This is a genomic window from Microcoleus sp. S13C4 (assembly GCF_036700865.1).
Lineage (GTDB): Bacteria > Cyanobacteriota > Cyanobacteriia > Cyanobacteriales > Microcoleaceae > Microcoleus.
This window is the reverse complement of record NZ_JAUBPS010000003.1, coordinates 116,699-136,193: the sequence shown is the minus strand read 5'-3', so window position 1 is coordinate 136,193 and position 19,495 is coordinate 116,699. Positions and strand designations below refer to the sequence as shown.

At 46.0% G+C, this 19,495-nt stretch carries 13 protein-coding genes; 8 read left to right on the top strand and 5 right to left on the bottom strand.

The window, feature by feature from the left end:
• The first annotated feature begins 127 nt into the window (after window positions 1-127).
• The 3 genes from QT996_RS02870 to QT996_RS02860 all read left to right on the top strand — a co-directional run bounded on the left by QT996_RS02870 (window position 128) and on the right by QT996_RS02860 (window position 3,932).
• Window positions 128-778 carry an ATP-binding protein gene (locus QT996_RS02870; RefSeq protein ID WP_333044377.1) on the top strand — a complete coding sequence of 217 codons (651 nt, stop codon included), beginning with the start codon at window positions 128-130 and terminating at the stop codon, window positions 776-778.
• A 297-nt stretch (window positions 779-1,075) separates the two neighbouring features.
• A complete protein-coding gene (locus tag QT996_RS02865; RefSeq protein ID WP_333044376.1) occupies window positions 1,076-1,414 on the top strand; it encodes a DUF3593 domain-containing protein in 339 nt (112 codons plus the stop codon).
• A 430-nt stretch (window positions 1,415-1,844) separates the two neighbouring features.
• Window positions 1,845-3,932, top strand: a complete 2,088-nt coding sequence (locus QT996_RS02860) for a protein kinase domain-containing protein (RefSeq protein WP_333044375.1) — start codon at window positions 1,845-1,847, stop codon at window positions 3,930-3,932.
• Here the strand turns inward: QT996_RS02860 and QT996_RS02855 are convergent.
• From QT996_RS02855 to QT996_RS02845, 3 genes are all read right to left on the bottom strand, one after another.
• Window positions 3,909-7,745 carry a DNA polymerase III subunit alpha gene (locus tag QT996_RS02855; RefSeq protein WP_333044373.1) on the bottom strand — a complete coding sequence of 1,279 codons (3,837 nt, stop codon included), beginning with the start codon at window positions 7,743-7,745 and terminating at the stop codon, window positions 3,909-3,911. The two genes, QT996_RS02860 and QT996_RS02855, sit on opposite strands and share 24 nt — an antisense overlap.
• Before the next feature lie 189 nt (window positions 7,746-7,934).
• Window positions 7,935-8,354 carry a lysozyme inhibitor LprI family protein gene (locus QT996_RS02850; protein WP_333044372.1) on the bottom strand — a complete coding sequence of 140 codons (420 nt, stop codon included), beginning with the start codon at window positions 8,352-8,354 and terminating at the stop codon, window positions 7,935-7,937.
• 16 nt (window positions 8,355-8,370) lie between these two features.
• Window positions 8,371-8,682: a DUF2499 domain-containing protein gene (locus QT996_RS02845; protein ID WP_333044371.1), complete on the bottom strand. Its 312-nt coding sequence runs from the start codon at window positions 8,680-8,682 to the stop codon at window positions 8,371-8,373.
• Window positions 8,683-8,973: 291 nt separating this feature from the next.
• Between QT996_RS02845 and csaB the strand changes: the two genes are divergently transcribed.
• From csaB to trmB, 3 genes are all read left to right on the top strand, one after another.
• A complete protein-coding gene (gene csaB, locus QT996_RS02840; RefSeq protein ID WP_333044369.1) occupies window positions 8,974-10,020 on the top strand; it encodes a polysaccharide pyruvyl transferase CsaB in 1,047 nt (348 codons plus the stop codon).
• A 13-nt stretch (window positions 10,021-10,033) separates the two neighbouring features.
• Window positions 10,034-10,786, top strand: a complete 753-nt coding sequence (locus QT996_RS02835) for a Uma2 family endonuclease (RefSeq protein ID WP_333044368.1) — start codon at window positions 10,034-10,036, stop codon at window positions 10,784-10,786.
• A 159-nt stretch (window positions 10,787-10,945) separates the two neighbouring features.
• Window positions 10,946-11,578, top strand: coding sequence for a tRNA (guanosine(46)-N7)-methyltransferase TrmB (gene trmB / locus QT996_RS02830; protein WP_333044367.1), 633 nt, complete (start codon window positions 10,946-10,948; stop codon window positions 11,576-11,578).
• Between the two features lie 242 nt (window positions 11,579-11,820).
• On the opposite strand, the gene QT996_RS02825 is transcribed toward trmB, so the two are convergent.
• Complete coding sequence (locus QT996_RS02825; protein WP_333044366.1) at window positions 11,821-13,335, bottom strand: phospholipid carrier-dependent glycosyltransferase; 1,515 nt, start codon at window positions 13,333-13,335, stop codon at window positions 11,821-11,823.
• Between the two features lie 87 nt (window positions 13,336-13,422).
• On the opposite strand from QT996_RS02825, the gene QT996_RS02820 reads away from it, so the two are divergent.
• Both QT996_RS02820 and QT996_RS02815 read left to right on the top strand, forming a co-directional pair.
• Window positions 13,423-13,614, top strand: coding sequence for a hypothetical protein (locus QT996_RS02820; RefSeq protein ID WP_333044359.1), 192 nt, complete (start codon window positions 13,423-13,425; stop codon window positions 13,612-13,614).
• Window positions 13,611-18,107: a tetratricopeptide repeat protein gene (locus tag QT996_RS02815; RefSeq protein WP_333044357.1), complete on the top strand. Its 4,497-nt coding sequence runs from the start codon at window positions 13,611-13,613 to the stop codon at window positions 18,105-18,107. The genes QT996_RS02820 and QT996_RS02815 overlap by 4 nt, the downstream gene beginning before the upstream one ends.
• A gap of 142 nt (window positions 18,108-18,249) precedes the next feature.
• On the opposite strand, the gene acsF is transcribed toward QT996_RS02815, so the two are convergent.
• Entirely contained in the window at window positions 18,250-19,326 is a 1,077-nt protein-coding gene (gene acsF / locus QT996_RS02810) for a magnesium-protoporphyrin IX monomethyl ester (oxidative) cyclase (protein ID WP_333044442.1), read from the bottom strand.
• Window positions 19,327-19,495 lie beyond the last annotated feature (169 nt).

Sequence of the window (19,495 nt, the reverse complement as noted above, 5' to 3'; positions counted from 1 at the left end):
ATAAAAAAGATAGCATTTTTGTATGATCCCCGAAATAATACCGAGCAAGCAAGTATAAAAAAAATACCAAATGTCTCGGCGGCTGGGAAAATAGGGTACAGCTAATACTTTCAGATGAGGAAAATAGATGTCGAACAGCATAGATCAACTTGCAGAAGGTGGCAGGGGGATCAAACTCATGTGGCAGATTGCAGACGAACTCAGTTACACCCGGACTCTCGACAATCGAAACTGTTTGTTGCTGAGCAAAACTTACGAAGTAGAAGGTCGCAATCGATCCCAAAATATAAAAAAATCTAGCGTTTTAGATGGGTTAATGAATTTATTAAACACCTGGGATTGGCAGACTGAAACAGATCAGGAAGAAGAGCTGCATGAAACTTGTGTTCAACATATTAGCCTGCAAGTCAACACAGATCTCAATGCTTTAACTCAAGTTTTGTTGTGGTTTGAGCAGTTGAAAGATCTATCGCTCCCCAATGAGGTTTGGTGTAAGTTTCAGTTGGCCTTGGCAGAAGGTTTCAGTAATGCAGTTCGCCACGCTCACAAAAATCTTCCAGTAGAAACTCCTGTTCAACTGGAAATTAGGGTGTTTAACGGACGGTTGGAACTCAAAGTTTGGGATTGCGGGCCGTGTTTTGATTTTGATGCTAAGCTGAAGGAAATTCTGGCAGCCGATAAAAATAATAGCTTGGATTTAGAGGTTTTGAACGATGCTTGCTTGATGCCTAGCAGACAGAAAACTTTGGAACCGTCTCTATTTCTAATTGCTGGGTAGCTTGGGAGTGAGGGACAATTAACAGACTGGCACGGTGAAAAATGTGTTAGGCTAAAAACGGTGTTAGGGGAAAAGTTACGGGTTTTGTCTCCGCGTGGGTGAGGGGTTTTGAATACTGCCAACCTGCTGCGGCTTGGGTTAAGAGCTATGGTCTTGGGTGATTCTATAGCGGTTCGATAGAAACGGGTGCATTTGTCTAATTAAATATTAAAAAGTAAAAATTAAAAGTTAAAAATTATTCACAATAATTTGTGAGCTTTTAATTTATCATAGTATCTGGTCGCTCACCAATTACTAATGATTTCCAAAGAAACTTTATTTGTTCTATCTCTATTTCCCTACTTGGGATTTCTCTGGTTTTTGACTCGATCGGGAAAAACACCCCGTTTAGCTCTGATGGGATTTTACGGCACTCTCGTTTTTGTAGCTGTGACGATTCCCGCGGCAATTTACGCAAAAGTTGCCTACAACGAGTCACTAGCAAATGTCGATTGGCTGCACGGTTCTGCAGAAGTATTCTTAACACTTGCCAATATTTTATTAGTTTTAGGGTTTAGAGAAGCGGTGATTAAAGCCAAAGAATCCTCACAGAAGGGTGGCGAGGAGCAAGAGTGTCTTTTAGACGGGGGAGAATAGCTGGGAGCATCTCAATTTTGTATTTACTCTCCGCATAAATGCTCCAGAATAGCCCTAGTTAAAACTTAACTGTTGACATATAGCAATCCTTGCACGAATCGTAAACTTTTTACCCCACCCCAACCCTCCCCTTATCAAGGGGAGGGAGTAAGAAATTCACAAATGATTTAGGATTGCTATACCAGTGTGTGAGTCGCCAACCTGCAAAATTTTAGGAAAGCATTAGAATATATGGAAACTCACATCAAGCACTTCTAGTGTCATCACCTTGGTTTCTTGCCACGGGCTCAACCTGAGAGCCGAAATTTTGGGTTGAGAAAGCCGGTTTCTCAGGTATTGTCGAGAATGGTGCTCTGGGCGTGAGTGGAAACAGACAGACTACCATGTTGCTAAGTTTAGCTGTGGTGGGAATCTCCAGGCCGGAAAAAAGATGAGCTATTGCCTCAATCCCCATTGCCAAAAGCCGCAGAATGCTGACTCAACCAATTTTTGTCTCGCGTGCGGCTCTAAATTGCTACTGAAAGAGCGTTACCGCGCCATTCAACCTATCGGTGAAGGAACATTTGGCAGAACTTTTTTAGCTGTCGATGAAGATAGGTTGAAAACTCCCTGCGCCATCAAACAATTTTTCCCCCAAGTTCAAGAAAAGGCCGAATTAGAAAAAGCAACTGCACTGTTCAAACAAGAAGCTCACCGGCTGCATGAACTCGGAGAACACCCGCAGATTCCAAGTTTGCTGGCTTCTTTTGAACAAGCAAAGCGTCTGTATCTTGTGGAAGAGTTAATCGAGGGAAATAATTTATTTCAGGAGTTGCAGCAGCAGGGAGCTTTTAGCGAGGAACAGATTTGGGAATTGTTGATCAATTTGTTGCCTGTTTTGCAATTTGTTCACGAGCAGCAGGTGATTCATCGGGATATTAAGCCGGAAAATATTGTGCGGAGAACTCCCCAAACCTTGTGGGCTGCGGCCGGATATGGCAGTTCAACTCCTGGTAAAGGAAAAGGAGGGGCAAATTTACCTCAATCTTCTGCTGGTATGAAAGGGCTAATTGTGGCTGAATCTCCTGCTGTACAGGGCAAGGCGAGGGGGGGTCAGTTTGTGCTAGTTGATTTTGGAGTTGCTAAGCACATTACCCGCCTTTCTGAGGCGCAAACTGGGACGATAACTGGAACTGCTGGCTATGCGCCAATTGAACAAATTCGCAGCGGCAAAGCCTATCCGGCGAGCGACCTTTACAGTTTGGGCGTTACCTGCATTCACCTGCTAACTGGGGCGGTACTTAAGGATTTGTTCGATGCTTTGGAATGCAAATGGATTTGGCGATCGCACTTGGCGCAAAAAGGCATAAAAGTCAGCCAAAAATTAGCAACTATTTTGAATAAATTGCTCAAAGATTCGGTACGAGAGCGATATCAATCCGCTGCTGAAGTATTGCAAGACTTGGTAAATTTTGGGCAATATCCCCGCTCTCAAATCACTTATAATTCACCCACCAAAATCGCTATTAATTCGCCAGTAACTAACTCGCAGCCAAATACAGCAACCGCCGTCTCCGCTGCGCCGCCCCACAATATTAATGTTGCCCCATCCGCTCGCAATCCGACATTAGTGTCTAATAACTGGCGGTGCGAGCACATTCTCCACGGTCATTCAGCCCCGGTTAATGCTGTTGTTATTAATCCTCAAGGCAATATTCTTGCTAGCGCCAGCGACGATAAAACAATTAAGCTGTGGAACCTGCAAACAGGTGAATTTATCCATACTTTTTTCGGTCATTCCGCCAGGGTTGATGCTGTGGCAATCAGCCCCGACGGGAGAATTATGGTTAGCGGCAGTTTTGACAGAAAAGTTATTGAGTGGAAGCTGGATAAAAAGGCGATGATTCGCGAATTTTACAGCGATTTTGGTTCACCTTACAGTCATCGCTACGGCTCCGTGTATTCGGTGGCTTTTAGTTGTGACTCGGGAGCGATTGCGAGTGCCAGCGGCGACAAGAGTATTAAATTGTGGAACCAGTGCAACGGAGGATTGGTTCAAAAACTTTCGGGACATTCTGATAAGGTTTTATCTGTTAGTTTTCGTCCTCAAAGTATGATGCTTGCCAGCGGTAGTGCTGACAAAACTATCAAGATGTGGCTTGTAGGTATTGGGGAGAGCGTACGGACTTTTGTCGGTCATTCAGATTGGGTTTATGCGATCGCATTTAGTCAAGACGGCAAGATGATTGTCAGTGGAAGTGCCGACGCTACTGTTAAATTGTGGAATGCCGATACAGGGGAATTGATTAATACTTTGAGGGGGCATTCTGATGCGGTGATTTCGGTGGCGATGAGTCCAGATCGCGAAACTATGGCTAGCGGCAGTCGAGACGGTACAGTTAAACTCTGGAACCTGGAAACAGGAGAATGTGTGTGCTCTCTTGTTGGGTGCAATCCGGTGGCTTTTAGTCCTGACGGTCAAACTTTAGTCACCGGTGGGGATGGTGGCGAAGTGTTAATTTGGCGGGCGTCTGTTTAATTGGGCGAGATAATTGACATACTTGTGAAGGCGATCGGTGTCAGTGTCAAGCAAAGGGCTGGCCCAAGAATGTACATTAAGTTGCGATCGCATTTCTCGAAATACCGCAGCATCGGGGCGATTGTTGAGAGGAAAAACCCAAGCATCAAATCCAGCCGACTTGAGACGACTAACAGTTCCCTCGCCATCTTGCACCCACAATTGAGGGTTAATGCGAAGGGGTTGACAGGAATATTCACCGACAACCATTCCCCCCACCGACACGCTAGCACCTTCTCCACGATTGGAAAGTTCTTGTAAAATAGCTTTGAGAGAATTGAGTTTTTTCCCGTCTTGTACTTGCTGCGGTGTCAGCTTGACAATCACCATTTCTAAAACTTCCACAGGTTTTGTCGATCGTACAACGTTGACGGGTTCCGCCGGCCAAGGGTTTGTTATTTCCGGTTCCACTGTCTCGATTTCCTCTGCAACCTGTACTGTTTCAACCGGCTTTGCAGTGTCTACAATTATCTGAATTTCCTCCCCATCTTTCTCAATTTTTCCACTAATATGTAAGATAGCATTCTCTACAATGTAAGGTTTCACTTGTTCGTAAGCCTTGGGGAACACAACAGCTTTTATTTGATGTGTCAAATCTTCTAATTGCACAATTGCCATCGCATCGCCTTTTTTTGTCACTACAAGTTTGATAGCGCTGAGCATGACAATAACTGATACTTTCCCCTTTTTATCTGCTAACTGTTCGAGAGTCACTACATCGGGGTCTGGGTTTACTTGCATGAGAAACTTGAGGGGATGTTCTGATACATAAAAGCCCAGCAATTCTTTTTCTAAACGCAATTTATCCTGTTTGTCCAAATCTTTTACAGGCTTTGATTTGGGAGCAGAGTCATAGGTACTTGCCGATTTTCCGAAGCTCGTACCCAACAAATCAAATAGATTGCCTTGGCCACTTTCTCGATCTCTTTTGCGGTCTTGCGCCCATTTAATTACCCCTTCCAGGTCGTTTATTAATTGATTACGGTTGGTGTCAATTTTGTCAAAAGCACCGCATTGAATTAAAGCTTCTAAAGCGCGGCGGTTGACCGAATGGAGATTTACGCGATCGCACAAATCAGCTAGCGATTTAAATTTACCCCCTTCCTGCCGCGCCGCCAAAATATTTTCAATTGCTCCCTCCCCCACATTTTTTACCGCCGAAACCCCAAACAAAATTTTATCTTTTGCACATCCAGTCATCTGTTTAGGCAGCGGTGTAAAAGTAAGTTCAGAGCTATTAACATCTGGCGGCTCAACCTCAATACCCAGCTTGAGACAATTGGCAATATATTTCTGTACTTTATCCTGATCACCCCTGTTAGCAGTCAGCAGTGCAGCCATGTATTCTAGAGGATAATTTGCCTTTAAATAGGCAGTTTGATAAGTGATATAGGCATAAGCCATTGAATGGGATTTATTAAAACAGTATTCAGCGAATTGCAGCATCTGCGCGAACAGTTTATCAGCAATTCTTTGACTAACTCCATTCTTAGTTGCCCCGTCGATAAACGTTTCCTTCTGCTTCTGCATTTCATCCGCTTTCTTCTTGCCCATTGCGCGTCGCAGCAAATCAGCTTGACCCAAAGAATAGCCGGCCAAATCTTGAGCCATCCGCATAATTTGCTCTTGAAAGCAAAGCGTTCCGTAAGTCTCTTTTAAAATCGGTTCTAATAGCGGATGATCGTACTCAACTGTTTTACCGTGCTTGCAGTCAATAAACTGAGGAATCAAACCTGCATCCAGCGGCCCGGGTCGGTAAAGTGCCAAAATAGAAGAAATATCATCCAGACAGGAAGGTTTCAGTTTTTTCACTACATCCAGCATTCCAGATGATTCTAACTGAAAAATACCTTCTAAATCTCCTTTTTCTAAAAGTTTATAAGTTTTGGCTACATCAGCGGGCAACTTTTTGATTCTAGTAAATGTCTCTTGAGCTTTGCGTTCCATATCAGAAGGCAGGGCTTCGGCATCGAGGGTTATATCTTGGGTTTGCTTAATATAATCAACAGTTTTCTGGAGCGTTGTTAAATTTTTCAATCCCAAAAAGTCCATTTTCAGCAGCCCCAAAAATTCCAAATCTTCCATGAAATATTGGGTAATCACAGCCCCCTCATTATTCTTTTGCAGCGGTACAAGTTCATCCAAGGGCTCTGAGGAAATTACCACACCTGCCGCGTGAACCCCATAGGTTTTGTTGGTTCCTTCAATGCGAATTGCCATGTCAATCCACTGACGAACGGGGACTTCAGTACCAGTTTCTGCATTTATGCAAATTGTATTTTCATAGTTATCTTTAAATTCCTGTGCAGGTGTGTCATCAGAAATCATCACTTTAAGTTTTTCCGGTTTTCCCCTGGACACGGGAATTAATTTTGCCATTTCGTCGGCTTTTTTGTAGGGAATACCTAACACCCTACCAACATCTTTCAAGACAGCTTTTGATGTCATTCTGTTGAAAGTAATAATTTGCGCTACGCGCTCGCTACCATATTTTTCAGTAACGTATTTAATCATGTCGTCCCGCCTTTCTATGCAGAAATCGCTATCAATATCTGGCATTGATTTCCGTTCGGGATTGAGAAATCGCTCGAATAGTAGTCCGTGGTGTACGGGGTCGATATTGGTGATTTTGAGGACGTAGGCCACTAGAGAACCTGCGGCAGAACCGCGTCCTGGCCCTACGGGAATATCGTTGTCTCTAGCATATTTTATGTAGTCCCAAACTACTAAAAAGTATTCCGAAAAGCCCATCTGCTGAAGCATTTTCAGTTCGTATTCTAGTCTTTGTTTGTAGACTGGGGGGATTTCATTTCTGGTTCGGGCTTTGAGGCGTTCTAACAGTCCCTGCCAGGATATTTCTTCTACATAAGTATCGGCTGTATGTTCTGGGGGAATTGGAATTGTGGGAATCCGAGCTTCTCCTGTGAGCTCGTATCTCGATACTTTATTTGCGACCTCTAGGGTATTTTCGATCGCCTCTTTGATTGTTTCATCATCCAAATGGTCTCGAAACAGTTGCGCCATCTCCTCTGCGGACTTAAGATATTCAGTGCCGCTGTAGCGCATCCGCTTGTCTTCTTCAATCAGTTTGTTGGTGTTAATGCACAGCAAAGCATCGTGTGCTTCTACGTCGTTGCAGGAAATATAGTGAGAATCATTGGTGGCAATTATTTTAATGTTGAGTTCGCGGGCAATTTTGACGATTTCAACATTAACAATCCGGTCTTCCGGAGAACCGTGATCTTGAATTTCTATATAGTAATCTTCCCCAAATACTTCTTTATACCATGTGGCTACTTCACGGGCAGCATCTAGCTTGTTTTGCAGAATCATTTGGGGAACTTCGCCGCCCAAACAAGCACTGGTAACTATTAAACCTTCGGAGTATTGTTTTAGCAGTTCTTTGTTGATGCAGGGGCGGGCAAAAATACCTCTTTCAGGCATTCCCTTTAAGTGGGAAATTGTGGTTAGTTTTACGAGGTTTTTATAACCTTGGGTATTTTTAGCTAAAACAACTTGATGGTATTTTCTTCTACCTCGAACTTTTACTTCTATGTCGCCGTTGACGACATACATTTCATTGCCAATAATCGGCTTGATATTTTTATTTCGGCAAACTTTGATTAGCTCGATCGCCCCGTACATCACCCCGTGGTCTGTAAGGGCGATCGCGGGCATCCCCAATTCCACCGCCCGTTCTGCGAGCTGTTGTAGCTGAGACGCCCCGTCCAGCAGGCTATAATCGCTGTGAATGTGCAAACCAACGAAGGACATAGGGATTTAAAATATAAGATTTGAGAATTTAGATTCTACACCATCGGCGTGTCAAAGCGTAAAATAAAAAACAAAGCTTTATATCACTCTTGAGCTGGTTTGTGCTGGGGCTTCTCAAAGTGCAAAAGATGAGGTTGTTACGGTATTGATGATGGAATGGGTAAATTATTCTCGATCGCGATCGAACTTTTACAAATTGGCTTGTTTTAAATAACCTTCCAAATCTTTAATCCGTTCTTGCGTCACTCTAGCCCTGCAATAACCGTAGGTAGAAGCAGCCAAACTACCGCCTTCAAACTGTCCTTTTGCATAATCACAATTTTCATCTCGAAATTTGATCCAAGTACGCTGTGCCACAGTCAATCTCTGCTTTTGTCTACTGCTGATTTTTGCTTGCAGTTGCTGATAGACTTGATTGAGCTTTTTGTCGGCAGCCTCAAACTCTTGGCTGGAACAGACATTCATCTCTACCGTGGTTTGAGGATTTTTGCAGTTAGGCTGTTGGGCGACTTGTACGGGAATGTTGCTGGCTTTGCTGGGAAGCAATAATCCGGCTGTTAACAACAGCGAACTCGCGGCTAATTTGACCCAAGTAGTGATTTTTTTCAAAATATTTACCTCTTTTTCAATCTTTAATTTTTTCTGGTTGAGCCGATCGCCAAATCCACCAAGCTGCAGCCCACAAAGTAAAATTGCCGAAGAGAGTCATCGCTGCTTGCAGGGTAACGATCCATTCTAGGGCGGGAGAGTTGTCAAAATAGTGCCATGTACAGGCACACATCGCGCTGACGAGAGCGGGCAGCATTCCGGCGGAAAGGGCCCACCAAGCTCGGTTTTGAGTGACTTCGCCGTAAGTCCAAATTAACCAGATGGCGGCAATCCACTCGACGACGCTAGAGATGTGAATAATCCAGGTGGGAATTGACAAAGCGTGCATTTTTTGTATTGTGAACCAAGATCAAAGATTTATCGATAACGAAGATGAAAAATTTATCTATCGGGACTTACGCAACTGTCATATAAAGTATGATGCGTCATACAATTTTAGATTAGCGAGTTGAGATTTTATTAGATTTGCGATTTGAGCTGACTGATGACGTAAAGCCTTGAAGCTTGATGACAGTAGCATTTTTTTGGTAGTAGCATCAAATTTCAAATCTCAAATATCAAAAAAATCTAAAATCTAAAATCGTTAGATTCCCCATTACAAACAAAGAAAAGAGTAGAAATGCGAGCAATTTTGTGCGGCTATTACGGTAAAGGCAACGGCGGCGACGAGGCGCTGTTGGCATCGCTACTGCAAATGTTACCAGATGGCGTGACGCCGATCGTCCTGTCTGGCAATCCTGTCGAGACAAATCAGCGGTACGGGGTAGCTGCGCGCGATCGCATGAATGCCTTTCAAGTTCTCGAAGCACTCCGCACTTCCGACGCCCTAATCTGGGGCGGCGGTAGTTTAATCCAAGATGCTACTAGCATTGCGAGCCCTTTCTATTATGGGGGTTTGATGGGATTAGCGCAGCGGATGGGGTTAAAAACTGTTGCCTGGGCTCAGGGAATTGGCCCTTTAAAGCGGGAAATCACTAGCAAGTTATCTCAGCGTTGTTTTGCTGGATGCACCGCCGTCAGCGTGCGGGATAAAGGTTCAGCTACTTTACTTGCAGATTGGAAAATTCCCTTTACTTTAGCGCCCGATCCGGTGTGGGCTTTGGAGAATTCCCCCGTGTCGGGTTTGTGGGATTTACCTGCGCCCAGAGTTGCTGTTTGTTTGCGTTCTCACTCTACACTAACTCCCGCCCGTTTGTCAATCTTAACTCAAGCTTTAGTTGACTTTCAAAAAGCAACTCGCACCTTAATTTTGCTGCTGCCTTTTCAAGCGTCTCACGACTTAGAAATTGCCCAACATTTGCACGAAGCCCTGCCGAAAAGGAGCCGTATCCTCAGTTTAGACGATCCGAGAAAATTGAAAGGAGTATTCCGGGGTGTCGAAATGGCGATCGGGATGCGCTACCACAGTTTAATTATGGCAGCATCCGAAGAATGTCGCTGTTTTGCCCTCAGCTACGATCCCAAAGTCAGCCAGTTAATGGAAGAGCTAGAAATGCCGGGATACTTATTATCAGAATTGCCAGACGATCCTTATCTAATTAGCAAAACCTGGATGGAACACTATGCTAACGGCGACGCCTTATCGCCAGACAGGATAAAATTCATAGTAGAGCGATCGCTCTTTCACCGCGAAGTATTGCGAGCCGCACTCCAGCAGTCTCCGTAAGAGGTAAAATATCGTGACAGCCAGTACAGCCGACTTAAAAATTACCTGGGAAAAATTGCCAGACGACTTCATTTTAGACGAGGAACCTGTGGAAAATATCGACCAACCCTTGCTGGCTGCAGCCTTGCGGGAAATCTTAGAAATCGCAGGACTAATTGTAACAGGAATATTAGTTGCCCCAAACATGGGAATTTGTGCGACAGTAGACAGCAAGCTAGTTATCAAAGCTCCAGATTGGTTTTATGCCCGCAACGTACAGCCGCTTTCTAGTCAAGAAATTCGTCGCAGTTACACTCCCAACTTAGAAGGAGAAGTCCCGGCGATTGTCATGGAATTTTTGTCCGCTACTGCCAACGATGAATATTCAATAAAACCAACGTATCCGCCGGGAAAATGGTTTTTTTACGAGCAAGTATTGCGAGTGCCAATCTATGCACTTTTTGAACCTGCCGCCGGAGTTCTCGAAGTCTATCAGTTGAATTCATCAGAAAGATATCAAGTACAGCAGCCGGATTCAAACAATCGTTATTGGATTGAAGGAGTTGGGTTATTTTTGGGTGTTTGGCAGGGAACCAAGGCCGAAAGAACGGGATATTGGTTGCGCTGGTGGGATGAAAGCGGAGAGATGTTATTGTGGGGAGCAGAAATGGTAGAAAGGGAACGGCAGCAAAGGGATCTCGCTCAACAGCAAGCCGAACAAGAACGAGAACGCTCGGAAAGATTAGCCGCGCAATTAAGAGCAGCAGGCATGGAACCAGAAGCCTAATGCAATAATGAGCAATATTAAAGTGTCCCCCTGCAATTTAATATTGTTTATTAATTAAAAAGTATTGAACAATATCGCAAAAATCAATATTTATCTGCGTTAATCCACGTTAATTTGCCTTCATCAGCGGTTCAAAATTATATTCAGGAGACAGCAAAATTGGCAAGAGTAAGAGTGCGGGAACACGTCAATCCCCTATCAATTAGATATCAAGCATCTGCAAGTCCCCCGGATTGGACTAAAATCTATGCCGACTTAAATTTACCGCTGCATTTAGATATCGGCTGCGGCAGAGGACGGTTTTTGTGGCACATGGCGCAAATCCAAACAGACTGGAACTTTCTAGGATTAGAAATTCGGGAACCTCTGGTAGAGGAAGCGAATCTTTGGCGGGACGAAAAAGGCTTGAGAAATTTGCACTATTTGTTTTGCAATGCGAATAGTTCCCTAAAGCCGATTTTAGAAACTTTACCCCCAGGCACTTTGCAGCGAGTTAGCATTCAATTTCCCGATCCGTGGTTCAAGAAAAAGCACCACAAACGGCGGGTGGTACAGCAGGAATTAGTCAACGAATTGGCAACTTATCTGGCAATTGGCGGCGAAGTTTTTATCCAGTCAGATATTGAGGAAGTAGAAAGCGAAATGTGCGATCGCTTTTCCTATCACCCCAGTTTTAAACGTCAAAACGGCGACGAATGGTTAGCAGAAAATCCCCTGCCTGTGGCTACTGAAAGAGAAATTGCGACTCTGAAAAGGGGCGAACCAGTTTATCGAGCACTCTATCAAAAATAATGCTAGCTTTAGCAAACTCACCTTGGTAATAAATGTTATAACTTACATCTTGCACCTTTGTTAGGAACAGGCAAGATGCCTGTTCCACCAAACTTAATTTTCTTGTGAAACGGGCATCTTTCCCGTTAATAAAAGAATTATTTCTAACTTAAACCCAAGACGGCAGCCACATCCTAATTTTCCATTCCATATTTTCTTGTGAAACAGGCATATTTCCTGTTAATAAAAGAATTATTTCTAACTTAAACCCAAGACGGCAGCCACATCCTAATTTTCCATTCCATTTGCGACAAAGGCAGTCCCAAATAGATAGGCATCCAGAAAATAAAAGCACCCAAAACCAGAAAAATAATTGTTACCCCCATCCCTCGGAGGCGAGTTTGAGGGCTGTGCAACCACCTGTCAGTCCACCAAGCAAGTGCTAAGGCTGCAAACACAGAACAGCCCATATAATGGTACAAAAATATGCAGCGAGTCACCTTCACCCAAGGCAGCAAATTAGCGGCCCAATTAACTATTAAATATAACGCCAGCCACATTTCCGCAGTCGGCGGAAACAAAATCGGCCGCTGCTGTTCTATGGTGTCAACAGAAGCCTCGCTGCGCGTTTGCAGCCACACCAAAATCCGGTGAACTAAAACTCCTATTACTAGCAATAAAGCTAAGGTTGACAACCACCAAAGCAAAGGATTTCCCATCGCGTGAACGTCAAAAATTGCTTGAGTTGCACCTTCAGGTAAAGGCGGCAAAACCGGATCAGGTTGGGCATTGCTGCTAGCAGTTTTGTAGAAGTAAACTATGGGGCGCAGCATCAAAGGCCAACTGTACCACGTGGAACAGTAAGGATGTACATCTGGGCCGCTTTTAATCCGCTGGTGATAAGTCAAAATTTCCGTTTGCATCTGCCAGAAATTGGGAGTGGGATTAAAGTGCAGGTGAGGAATCCAAGAGATGCTGTAAACTAGAATAGGAATAATAGCTAGACTTAAGCAGAGTTCTATAAAATTGAGTTTAGTCAGTTTTTGTACGGGACTTTCGGCAGGAATTAGAGGTGAATCTACCTCGCGGATTTGTTCTTCATTTCCTCTGTTACTCTGGATAAAACGAACGGCCCAAGCACAGAGTAAAATTAGATAAGTACCGAAAAGAAACCACAATCCGTTCCATTTTATAGCAGCAGATGCACCGAAACCTATCCCGGCGAGTACCAGCCAAAGCCAGCGCTTTTTGCCTTCGGCTTCTACGGATTTTAAAATAAATAACTGACCTAAGATTCCCAATAAAACCAGATAAATGTTGTTCAGCGCGTAGCGAGACTCAACTAAAAACAGACCGTCGCAGGCGATAAAGAAAGCAGCAAGAAAAGCGTAACTGCGGCGTTTAACTAGCTGATAGGCTAATGCTCCCACAACTAGCGGAATAAAGGAACCTGTGAGAGCATTGAGCCAGCGGTAATCCCAAGGGGAAAGCAGGGAGCCAGCCATACTGTTGACGGCTGTTTTGCCGAAGGGAAGGTGAGTGCCGATCCAAATGCCGATCGCAATTATGTACTGGCTCAGAGGCGGGTGGGCGTTGAAAAACGGAGTTTTGGTGAGATAATCGTTGGCAAATTTAGCGTAATAAACCTCGTCAAATACTAAAGTGTTAAATCGCTCTAGTTCCCAAAAACGGAGAGTTAAGGATAGGAGGAACACACCGAGCATTCCCAGGGCAAAAACAAAGATTGATTTGTGGGATTGTTTTTTGTTGGGGTTCATAAAAGATCAAAAAATAGTAGATGCTAGGTTTGGGAGCGATCGCTAATTTAAAAATACTGAGTTGAGAATAGCGTAAAAATTACAATTATGACTTTTAACTTTCGCGGAGGCAAATCCGATGCGGTCGATCGCCCTTGGAGGATGCGGCACTACGTGCAGCGGCGGGATCGCACAATATGCCCCCGACGCAATCGGCACGCAGTCCGTCCAAGCGCACCTGACAAGCTGCGATCGACTATGATACCGGTTAACAAGGTCTGGTTTAAAGGGTGTTTATGAATCTCAGGCTGTGGGTTTGGGGGATAGCTGTAGGTGCGAGTATCCTGCTAGGAGTTGCTGCGGTGGCTGCACCGAGTGCGATTAAAATTAGTCAAGGGGTATCGCAGCAGTCCGGGGGAAACGCTGCTGCTGCTGAAAAAGCCTGGACAGAAGGGCTTCAACTTTACCAGCAGGGGACGGCGGAATCTTTAAGAAAAGCGATCGCCAAATATCAAGAAGCATTAAAGCTGTATCGAGAAGTAGGCGATCGCACAGGAGAAGCTACCACCCTCCACAACATCGGCGTTGTCTACTCGGATTTGGGAGAAAAACAGAAAGCCCTAGAATATTACAGCCAGTCCCTTCCTCTGAGACGGGCTCTCGGCGATCGCGCGAAAGAAGCCACCACCCTCACCAGCATCGGCAAAGTCCACTCAGATTTGGGAGAAAAGCAGAAAGCGCTAGAGTATTACAACCAGTCCCTTCCCCTGAGTCGGGCAGTCGGCGATCGCCGTGGGGAAGCTGTCACCCTCACCAGCATCGGCAAAGTCCACTCAGATTTGGGAGAAAAGCAGAAAGCGCTAGAGTATTACAACCAGTCCCTTCCCCTGAGTCGGGCAGTCGGCGATCGCCGTGGGGAAGCTGTCACCCTCACTGACATCGGCACTGTCTACGATGATTTGGGAGAGAAAGAGAAAGCGCTAGGGTATTACAACCAGTCTCTTCCCCTGACACGTGCCGTGGGCGATCGCAGTGGGGAAGCTACCACCCTCACCAGCATCGGCAGAGTCTACTCAGATTTGGGAGAACAGCAGAAAGCGCTAGAGTATTACAACCAGTCCCTTCCCCTGAGTCGAGAAGCGGGCGATCGCCGTGGGGAAGCTTTCACCCTCAACAGCATCGGCAGAGTCTACTCAGCATTGGGAGAAAAACAGAAAGCGCTAGAGTATTACAACCAGTCGCTGACCCTGCGTCGGGCTGTAGGCGATCGCAGTGGGGAAGCTACTACTCTCAACAACATCGGAATAGTCTACTCAAATTTGGGAGAACAGCAGAAAGCGCTAGAGTATTACAGCCAGTCGCTTCCCCTGCGTCGGGCTGTAGGCGATCGCCGTGGGGAAGCTGTCACCCTCACCAGCATCGGCACACTCTACTCAGCATTGGGAGAAAAACAGAAAGCCCTAGAATATTACAACCAATCCCTGCCCCTGTTTCGAGCAGTGGGCGATCGCGCACAGGAAGCTGTCACCCTCAACAACATCGGCGCTGTCTACTCAGATTTGGGAGAAAAGCAGAAAGCGCTAGAGTATTACAACCAGTCTCTTCCCCTGACACGTGCCGTGGGCGATCGCAGTGGGGAAGCCGCCATCCTCACCAACATCGGCTTAGTCTACTCAGAATTGGGAGAAAAGCAGAAAGCGCTAGAGTATTTCAGTCAGTCCCTTCCTCTGAGACGGGCAGTAGGCGATCGCCGTGGGGAAGCTACTACTCTCAACAACATCGGCGGTGTCTACTCAGATTTGGGAGAAAAGCAGAAAGCGCTAGAGTATTACAACCAGTCTCTTCCCCTGACACGTGCCGTGGGCGATCGCAGTGGGGAAGCCACCACCCTCAACAACATCGGAATAGTCTACTCAGATTTGGGAGAAAAACAGAAAGCCCTAGAATATTACAGTCAGTCCCTTCCCCTGAGTCGGGCAGTAGGCGATCGCGATGGGGAAGCTACTACTCTCAACAACATCGGAATAGTCTACTCAGATTTGGGAGAAAAGCAGAAAGCGCTAGAGTATTTCAGTCAGTCCCTTCCCCTGATTCGGGCCGTGGGCGCTCGCGCGAAAGAAGCTCTCACCCTCAACAACATCGGAATAGTCTACTCAGCATTGGGAGAAAAACAGAAAGCGCTAGAGTATTTGGGCCAGTCCCTTCCCCTGAGTCGGGCGGTGGGCGATCGCGCGAAAGAAGCTCTCACCCTCAACAACATCGGCAATGTCTACTCAGATTTGGGAGAAAAACAGAAAGCCCTAGAATATTACAGTCAGTCCCTTCCCCTGAGTCGGGCGGTGGGCGATCGCAGTGGGGAAGCTACCATCCTCACCAACATCGGCAATGTCTACTCAGAATTGGGAGAGAAACAGAAAGCCCTACAATATTACACCCAGTCCCTGCCCCTGTTTCGGGCAGTAGGCGATCGCAGTGGGGAAGCTACCATCCTCAACAACATCGGCAATGTCTACTCAGAATTGGGAGAAAAACAGAAAGCCCTAGAATATTACAGCCAGTCCCTTCCCCTGAGTCGGGCTGTGGGCGATCGCACGAAAGAAGCCACCACCCTCAACAACATCGGCAATGTCTACTCAGAATTGGGAGAAAAACAGAAAGCCTTAGATTATTACAACCAGTCCCTTCCCCTGAGTCGGGCCGTGGGCGATCGCACTATTGAAGCTAGGACCCTCAACAACATCGGCTTAGTCTACTCAGAGTTGGGAGAACAACAGAAAGCCTTAGATTATTACAACCAGTCTCTTCCCCTGAGTCGGACTGTTGGCGATCGCACTATTGAAGCCACCACCCTCAACAACATCGGCTTACTCTACTCGGATTTGGGAGAAAAACAGAAAGCCTTAGATTATTACAACCAGTCCCTTCCCCTGAGTCGGGCCGTGGGCAATCGCAGCGGGGAAGCTAGGACCCTCAACAACATCGGCAGTGTCTACGCAGCATTGGGAGAAAAACAGAAAGCCTTAGATTATTACAACCAGTCTCTTCCCCTGAGTCTGGCTGTGGGCGACGCTCAAGGGGAAGCTGTCATCCTTTCCAACATCGCTAATGTCAAACGCGATCTCGGCAACCTCACCGAAGCCCTCACGAACATTGAATCCTCCCTCAAAATCATCGAAAGCCTCCGCACCAAAGTTGCCAGCCCAGAACTCCGCACCTCATACTTTGCCACCGTACAAAACTATTACCAGTTCTACATTGACCTGTTAATGCAACTGCACAAAACGCAACCCAACTCTGGTTATGATACCAAGGCCTTTGAAGCCAGCGAACGTTCCCGCGCCCGCAGCCTCCTCGAACTTTTGCAAGAAGCAAACGCCGATATTCGTCAAGGTGTCGCCCCAGAATTATTGCAGCGAGAACGCAATTTACAACAGCAACTCGATGCCCTTGAAAAACGGCGCATCGAAGTTATGAATCGCCCCAACCACACTCCTACCCAAGAAGCAGAATTAGAACAGCAGCGGCAAACTTTAATCGCACAATATCAGGACATTCAAACCCAAATCCGCACCACCAGCCCCCGGTACGCAGCCCTCACCCAACCCCAACCCCTAACCCTTTCCCAAATTCAACAACAAATCCTCGATGAGAATACAATTTTACTTCAGTATTCTCTAGGGAAAGAGCGCAGCTATCTGTGGGCTGTGACTAAAACCAGTATCAGCACTTATGAATTGCCCAAAGCTGCGGACATCGAAAAAGTCGCCCGCAATTTCCGTGATGCTGTGACCGATCCGCGCTACCGAGACATCCGCAATCGAGTCGCTGAAGCTAACAACGCGCTCAGTCAAATTATTTTACAGCCCGCAGCAGCACAACTCGCTCAAAAACGCCTGCTGATAGTTGGCGACGGCGTTCTCAATTACCTCCCCTTTGCCGCCCTTTCCCTCCCCGGAACATCCGGTGAAAATCGGAATCCGCCTTTAATTGTAGACCATGAAATCGTGCTGCTGCCTTCTGCTTCCAGCTTGGGAAGCTTAAGACAAAACTACAATGACAGACAACCTCCTAATCGGACTTTAGCCATTCTCGCCGATCCGGTTTTTAGCGCTGACGATGAACGAGTCAAAACCCCTGCTACTACCACCAATCGCGAAGCAATAGAATCAGTAAATCTGGGTTTAAGCCGTTCTAGTCGCGACAATGACGTACAGTGGAACCGTTTAAAATTCACTCGCCAAGAAGCTCAAATCATTCGAGCGTTAGTTCCTGCCAATTCTCGCACCGAATCTTTGGATTTTGCAGCCAGTCGCGCCACAGCCACCAGCCCGAATTTAAGCCAATATAAAATCGTTCATTTTGCCACTCACGGTTTAGTCAATAGCGCTCACCCAGAACTGTCAGGAATCATCTTGTCGCTAGTAGATGAAAAGGGAAATCCCTTAAACGGATTCCTGCGACTTACTGATATTTTCAATCTCAAATTAGCAGCAAATTTAGTAGTTTTAAGTGCCTGTCAAACCGGAATGGGGCAGAACATTCAAGGCGAGGGCTTGGTAGGATTGACACGGGGATTTATGTATGCAGGTGCTCAGCGAGTAGTGGTGAGTTTGTGGACTGTGGACGATGAAGGAACGGCTACGTTAATGTCGAGTTTCTATCAGGGAATGCTGCAAAAAGGGTTAACGCCAGCGGCAGCATTGAGGGCGGCGCAACTGGAAATGTTGAAGCAGGAAAAGTGGCATTCTCCCTATTATTGGGCGGCTTTTACGCTTCAGGGGGAATGGCGATAAATTTTATGAAAAAAACCAGCATTAATTCCAATTCCGGGCGAGTGTAAGTCTAGCGAGAACTTTTTGCGGTGAATCTGGATACAAAAAAAAAGCGGCTCCGCTTGTCGCAGAACCGCCGTCACAGAGGATGAAAAATCAAAACTTAACGCACAGCGCCCTGTACTGAAGGTGATTCAATTGTTTTCATGAAGTACAGCTTCAACAACTGCCAGCCGTTCGACAGATACAAAGGCAATTTTTGGAAGAACTGCAAGAATTTCGGAGTATTAGAAGCAACAATTGCTGTCAACTGCTGATTGTTCTTGAGGCAAACATCCAGGCGTTCATAAAATTCTGGATTGTTCACGTCGAGCATGACGGGGAATACGCGGCCTGCTGTTTCGTTGGTCTTTTTAATCACTTCGATGTCGTATTCGCGAGCATCGAGACCGAGCGATCGATAAAAACCCGCGCGCTGGATATCATTGAGATACATTGTCGCGAACACTGACAGCAAGAAGAAACGGCACCAAAGCTTAGCGCGCCAATCGTTCAACATCTGAGGCTGAGCTCTCATCACGGCATCGAAGAAATCTCCGTGGCGGTTTTCATCCTGGCACCAATTTTCAAAGAATCGGAAAATCGGATAAATCTGGTCTTCAGGATGGGCTTTTAAGTGCTGATAAATCGTGATGTAGCGCCAATAACCGATCTTTTCAGACAAGTAAGTCGCGTAGAAAATAAACTTCGGCTTAAAGAATGTGTAACTCCGGCTCTTTGTCAAGAAACCCAAATCCAGGGACAAATTAAAGTCGGACAGCGCTTTGTTGAGGAATCCGGCGTGCCGCGCTTCGTCGCGGGACATCAGGTTGAAACCCTCGGCGAGCACTGGATTTTTGTCTTTGAGCCTGCGTCCCAATTCTTTGTAAAGCAAGAACCCAGAAAACTCAGCGGTGCATGAACGTTCTAGAAACTCAATGAACAACTGGCGTTTTTCGCCGTCAATGTGATCCCAAGATTGAGCGAACTCCTCATCCCGCACGAAGTGGTTTTTGTTGTAGTCAACGCGGAACTCTTGGATAATTGCTTCTAGTTCGGCTTCATTTACCGAGATGTCCATTTTGGCCATCTCGTCAAAGTCGGTTGTGTAAAATCTCGGTGTGAGAATAGTTTCTTTGGCTGGGGCTTTCACTCCCGGCCGCAGTTCTTCAAAAGTGGGTTTTTTGAGGGAATCTACCATATTTTTATTGGATTTCTGCTTATAACTACTCGCTTGTTTCAATTGTCGGGTACTGCGGGCGATCGCGCTCGTGTATGTCCGGCCAGCGCTGGCGGCGCGCTTGGTTTGGCGCTCCGTGTGGAATCTAGGCCTAAGCTGCTGTAATTTCCACGCCCTCCAGTTTACCAAG

What these genes read in the sequence shown, in the direction of transcription:
- QT996_RS02870 (WP_333044377.1), top strand. Translation starts at nt 128, where the DNA reads ATGTCGAACAGCATAGATCAACTTGCAGAAGGTGGCAGGGGGATCAAA.
- QT996_RS02865 (WP_333044376.1), top strand. Translation starts at nt 1,076, where the DNA reads ATGATTTCCAAAGAAACTTTATTTGTTCTATCTCTATTTCCCTACTTG.
- QT996_RS02860 (WP_333044375.1), top strand. Translation starts at nt 1,845, where the DNA reads ATGAGCTATTGCCTCAATCCCCATTGCCAAAAGCCGCAGAATGCTGAC.
- QT996_RS02855 (WP_333044373.1), bottom strand. Translation starts at nt 7,745, where the DNA reads ATGTCCTTCGTTGGTTTGCACATTCACAGCGATTATAGCCTGCTGGAC.
- QT996_RS02845 (WP_333044371.1), bottom strand. Translation starts at nt 8,682, where the DNA reads ATGCACGCTTTGTCAATTCCCACCTGGATTATTCACATCTCTAGCGTC.
- csaB (WP_333044369.1), top strand. Translation starts at nt 8,974, where the DNA reads ATGCGAGCAATTTTGTGCGGCTATTACGGTAAAGGCAACGGCGGCGAC.
- QT996_RS02825 (WP_333044366.1), bottom strand. Translation starts at nt 13,335, where the DNA reads ATGAACCCCAACAAAAAACAATCCCACAAATCAATCTTTGTTTTTGCC.
- QT996_RS02820 (WP_333044359.1), top strand. Translation starts at nt 13,423, where the DNA reads ATGACTTTTAACTTTCGCGGAGGCAAATCCGATGCGGTCGATCGCCCT.
- QT996_RS02815 (WP_333044357.1), top strand. Translation starts at nt 13,611, where the DNA reads ATGAATCTCAGGCTGTGGGTTTGGGGGATAGCTGTAGGTGCGAGTATC.
- acsF (WP_333044442.1), bottom strand. Translation starts at nt 19,326, where the DNA reads ATGGTAGATTCCCTCAAAAAACCCACTTTTGAAGAACTGCGGCCGGGA.